The organism is Pseudomonas sp., from assembly GCF_026224925.1.
GTDB lineage: Bacteria > Pseudomonadota > Gammaproteobacteria > Pseudomonadales > Pseudomonadaceae > Aquipseudomonas.
In genome coordinates this window covers 1-4,622 of the sequence record NZ_JAMFRV010000247.1, presented here as the reverse complement: position 1 = coordinate 4,622, position 4,622 = coordinate 1, and the positions used below count along the sequence as shown (strand labels likewise).

At 54.1% G+C, this 4,622-nt stretch carries 5 protein-coding genes and 1 pseudogene; 4 read left to right on the top strand and 2 right to left on the bottom strand.

The genetic code is table 11. From position 1 onward, the window contains the following. Positions 1–160 (top strand): annotated as a pseudogene (locus tag M0974_RS10820) (hypothetical protein); the annotation flags it as partial. 150 nt (positions 161–310) lie between these two features. Next, positions 311–1,936: a phosphoethanolamine transferase gene (locus tag M0974_RS10815; protein WP_297836089.1), complete on the top strand. Its 1,626-nt coding sequence runs from the start codon at positions 311–313 to the stop codon at positions 1,934–1,936. 88 nt (positions 1,937–2,024) lie between these two features. Here M0974_RS10815 and M0974_RS10810 read toward each other — a convergent pair whose 3' ends face one another. Further along, on the bottom strand, positions 2,025–2,960 hold the full coding sequence (locus M0974_RS10810; RefSeq protein ID WP_297836087.1) for an aromatic alcohol reductase: 936 nt from the start codon (positions 2,958–2,960) through the stop codon (positions 2,025–2,027). Positions 2,961–3,059: 99 nt separating this feature from the next. Here M0974_RS10810 and M0974_RS10805 point away from each other — a divergent pair, with 99 nt between their 5' ends. Together M0974_RS10805 and M0974_RS10800 are read left to right on the top strand one after the other, a co-directional pair. Next, the gene (locus M0974_RS10805; RefSeq protein WP_297836085.1) at positions 3,060–3,464 is read left to right on the top strand and encodes a helix-turn-helix domain-containing protein; all 405 of its coding nucleotides are present in this window, start codon (positions 3,060–3,062) and stop codon (positions 3,462–3,464) included. An 86-nt stretch (positions 3,465–3,550) separates the two neighbouring features. Further along, positions 3,551–4,183, top strand: coding sequence for a LysE family translocator (locus M0974_RS10800; protein WP_297836084.1), 633 nt, complete (start codon positions 3,551–3,553; stop codon positions 4,181–4,183). A 58-nt stretch (positions 4,184–4,241) separates the two neighbouring features. Here the strand turns inward: M0974_RS10800 and M0974_RS10795 are convergent. Further along, positions 4,242–4,622: isocitrate lyase/phosphoenolpyruvate mutase family protein (locus M0974_RS10795; RefSeq protein WP_297836082.1), on the bottom strand; the 381-nt coding region annotated here is incomplete at its 5' end.

The window sequence follows — 4,622 nt, the reverse complement described above, 5'->3', positions numbered from 1 at the left end:
TGTGCCCGACGATGTCCCCATCGTCAACCTGGTACCCGGCGACCGAAGCTTGCTTAAACCTGGGGTTAAGATCGTGATGTTCGCGCAAAAAGCGGCTGATAACAGCCTGAGCGCCCTGTCGATTTCTGCCGGTGAAAACGGTATTACCCCACCAATGTAACGGGCACTGACTGATCGACTGCCGTGGAAAACGTTTAGCGTTTGGAGAACAGCCGCACCGCGTTTATGAACGTTTCATGAAAAGCCCCGTGAACAAAAGCAAAAGAGCTGCGAGAATTCCGCCAATCTTTTTGTCGACCACGGTGAGTTCATGCTCAAGCGCGTCAGTTCTACACGGCTAGTCATCCTGTTTTCATTGGCTTTGGTGGTGTTTTACAACCTCGCTACCTGGAAGGCTTTGATCAGCCTTACGCAGTTGCAGGGCATCAAGGCGCTGCTGTTCGAACTGTCGTTCGGGTTTTTCCTGTGGGCGGCCTTCACCCTGCTGTTGATACCGTTCTCGTTCAAACCGACGCTCAAGCCAATTCTCAGCCTGGTTGCCCTATGTTCGGCGTCTGCGGCTTATTTCATGAACGACTACGGCATCTCCATTGATACGGTGATGATCCAGAACGTCGTGGAAACCAATCCCGCCGAAGCCACTGCGCTACTCAGCGCCAAAATGTTCGTATACCTGGCGGTACTCGGCCTGTTGCCGATTATTGTGATTTGGCGGATGCCGGTGGTTTACCGCAAAGTGCTGCCGGGGCTGCTGAACAAGATCCTCGCCATGGTCGCGTGTGTGATTGTAATTGTAGTGTCGGTGGGCGCCTTCTACTCCACCTACGCGCCGATCTTCCGTAAGCCGGACGAACTGACGCACTTCATCAACCCGACCAACTACGTGTACGCAGTTGGTAAATTGACCAAAGACCGCTTCTCGATCAAACAAAACGTGAAGATCCAGACCGTGGGTGAGGACGCGACATTGAGCGCCGCCACCCAGCAGCGCCCTAAAAAGAACCTGATGATTTTTGTGGTGGGTGAAACCGCCCGTGCCGACCACTTTTCGCTGAACGGCTATGCCCGCGAAACCAACCCGGAACTGGCGAAGCTGGACATCCTCAACTTCACCCAGGTGAGTTCCTGCGGCACTTCCACTGCAGTGTCGGTGCCGTGTATGTTTTCGATGTTCCCGCGCAAAGAATACAGCGATAAAAAGGGCAAAACCTACGAAGGCCTGCTCGATATCCTGCAGCGCGCTGGCGTACAAGTGTTGTGGCTGGACAACAACAGCGACTGCAAAGGCACCTGCCTGCGAGTACCGCACAAAGACATTCCAAAAAACCAGCCAAGCCCCTTTTGCGATGGCAGCACCTGCCTCGACGAATCCTTGCTGGTCGGGCTTCAGGATTACATCGACAGCCTCAAAGACAACGCCATCATCGTGCTCCATTCTGATGGCAGCCACGGCCCGGAATACTACGAACGCTACCCCAAAGACATGGAGCGTTTCGCCCCGGTTTGCCACACCAACCAACTAGGCAGTTGCAGCTCGGATGAGCTGCTAAACGTGTACGACAACACCATCCTGTACACCGATCACTTCCTGGCTAAAGTGGTGGAATTGCTGCGCAAGAATCAGGAAAAGTACGACACGTCGATGATCTATGTGTCGGACCATGGCGAATCACTCGGCGAGAATGGCGTCTATCTGCACGCAGCGCCTTACGCCATTGCCCCCGCCGCGCAAACGCACATTCCGATGGTCATGTGGTTCGGCAACAACACCCTCAACGACGCCACCGTCGACCGTAAATGCCTGGAAGCCAAGCGCGACAACGCAGACCTGAGCCACGACTATATGTTTAGCTCGGTGCTAGGGATGTTCGGTGTACAGACCGGCGTTTACAAACCAGCGCTGGACATCTTCCACAGCTGCCGCCCGGGCGCGTAAAAAACACGGCGTTATGCCGTTTGTGTGGGACTGCATTTAGTCGAGAAGTGGTCCCACGATCTGCATTCAGCTCTATCCCCAAAAGCGTTCACTCGACGTTAAGCCGTATCCAATCCTCAACGGTGGTCAGGTCGATTTTGCGTTGATGATTGAAGGTGTGTGTCTGATCCCATGCGACACCTTTCCCTTCAGCAAACACCACGCGGTATTTTTTGATTGGATCGAGGGGGTTCTTTTCCAGATCAGCTTTCAAAGACGGTACGCTCCATTCCTCCCTGTGCATCTTGCGGCCGAGGACTTTATCCACGGTATCGGCCAGTTGTCCGTAGGTCAGCGTGTCACCAGCGGTGTATACCACCTGGTTGTTTATTCTTGGGGTCGTAAACAGGATTTGTGCGGTCAGCATGCCGATATCCTCGGGCGTGGTGACTGTGACCGAAGTGTTCCAACTTCCCAGAGCACGGACTGTGTTTTGCGCAAGATCCACTACGCCGAAATAGGGTTCGAACAAAAAACTGGTGAACATTCCCGTCGAGACAATCACCCACTGCGTACCCCGCTGCGCACGCAGGAGATCACGTACATCAAGCTGCTCGTCGAACAGATCCTGAGCGCTGCCCCTGCCGATGACATCGTAATCAACACCGAACTGCCATGGCAGATAGCGCTTCACACCCGCGTCGATTGCCGCGCAAGCGAGTTTTCTTTGCATCCCGGCCCCGGCAGCAAATCCGATACAACTGACCAATGTGTCGAACCGTTTGAACACAGAGCGAAGATCAGCGTCAGAATCAGCGACCAAATCACCTGCAAGTACTTCAATGCCAAGCGAACGTAATTCGGCTACGTCTCTGGCTTTGCTCGGTTCTTTGGATTCAATCGTCGCTGGGCGAAGGAGAACGGTGAGGCTGGTGTCACCGGATGCGGCGGCCAATCTCGACAACTGGCGAAGCACAGACATCCCGAGTTCACCGGCGCCCAAAACCAGAATTGCATGGGTGGTAATACCGTTGGCAACGTGCATAACTGCTCCTGACTTGTTGCACCTGAAATGGCGCTAAATCATGCTGGCATACTCGAACAAAATTCATAAGAAGGCACACCGGTGATACCGGAGGACGCAGTGGACACCACAGAAATACTTAAAAGATCCCAAGCCGCCTGCGACGCAATGAGCGCCGATGAAGATGGCTTAAAACGAGAAGTACTGAGCCACGCCGGAAATCGCTGGTCGCTAGGCGTCGTTCATGCACTGGGCATCGCCGGCAAATTGCGCCACGCCGAACTGGGCAGAAAAATGCAGGGAGTCACCCAAAGAATGCTGACCCGCACCCTACGCCAGCTTGAGCGCGACGGCTTAGTGTTGCGCCATGACTATCGCGAAGTACCGCCACGGGTTGAGTATCAATTGTCGGCACTGGGAACGGGGCTGCTGGTGCAGATGATTCCGCTATGGACGTGGGTGATGGAGAACGCGGACGGGTTTCGCGATGCGCGGCGGAAATATGATGAGAACGGTACGAGCTAGTTTTCGGCGATAGCTTGCATTTCCCTACAGTTTCTTAGGCCTTAAAGTATTAGGCTGGTCTTATACGTCTAAAAGGGATTTTTCTGATGATCGAATTTTCTGTAATTGCTCTGTTTGTAGGCGCCTGCCTTGCGCTTACGCTTACGCCGGGCCCCGATATGCTACTCATTGCGTCGCGTAGCCTGAGTCAGGGCCGTGCGTCGGGGTTCGTTTCTCTTGCGGGCATACTGGTGGGTACTTACTGTCATGCGTTGGCCGCTGCCTTGGGACTTTCTCAGCTGTTCCTCACTGTCCCGCTGGCCTATGACGTCGTACGTTTTGCAGGCGCGGCCTATCTGGCTTATCTGGCTTGGAAGACCATTCGATCGGTCAGTAATCCGCTGGTTATAAACTCGGCGATCGCGTCTACCCCACTGGCGAGCATTTTCAAACAGGGCCTGCTGACGAATCTGCTGAACCCAAAGGTGGCACTGTTTGTACTTGCTCTGTTTCCGCAGTTTATAAATCCTCATGCGGGATCAATCGTGGCTCAAATGCTGGTACTGGCGACGATACTCAACATCACAGGGTTGCTGGTGAACGGGACGGTGATTCTTCTTGCGAGTCGGTTGAGTAAAAAAATATCGGCAAGTACGCGGGTCGCGAAGGCATTAAATAATTTGCTGGGTGCGGTTTTCTTTGGGTTGGCGTGTCGACTCGCGCTGGCCAGTCGGGCTTGAGACCGATCACAACCTTCGACAGCTCCTACAATGATTGGTGAGGCTCTGAGTGTCGGAGCTACTTGGGTGTCATCAACCGATTCGCGTCACCAAAGCTTATGGCGCTGTCTGCAAAACCAAATGTACCGTTGTTTTTTATTTCTTCGGCAGCGCGGATGAACTCCCCTAGGGCGGCGCGCGCGAGGGAGCTGCCAAGACTTATTCTTTGGACGCCTGCTTGAGCGAGTTCGTCGACCGTAAATTTACACCCACTCAAGCCCATCACCACGTTGACTGGTTTTTCCAACGCATCACACACCAGCCGGATGGTTTCCAGGTCAGGCAACCCAGGGGCGAACAGGACATCGGCGCCGGCTTTCTGAAACGCGATGAGCCGACGAAGTGTATCGTCTAGATCAGGGCGACCATTGATGAAGTTTTCAGCGCGCGCCACAAAGGC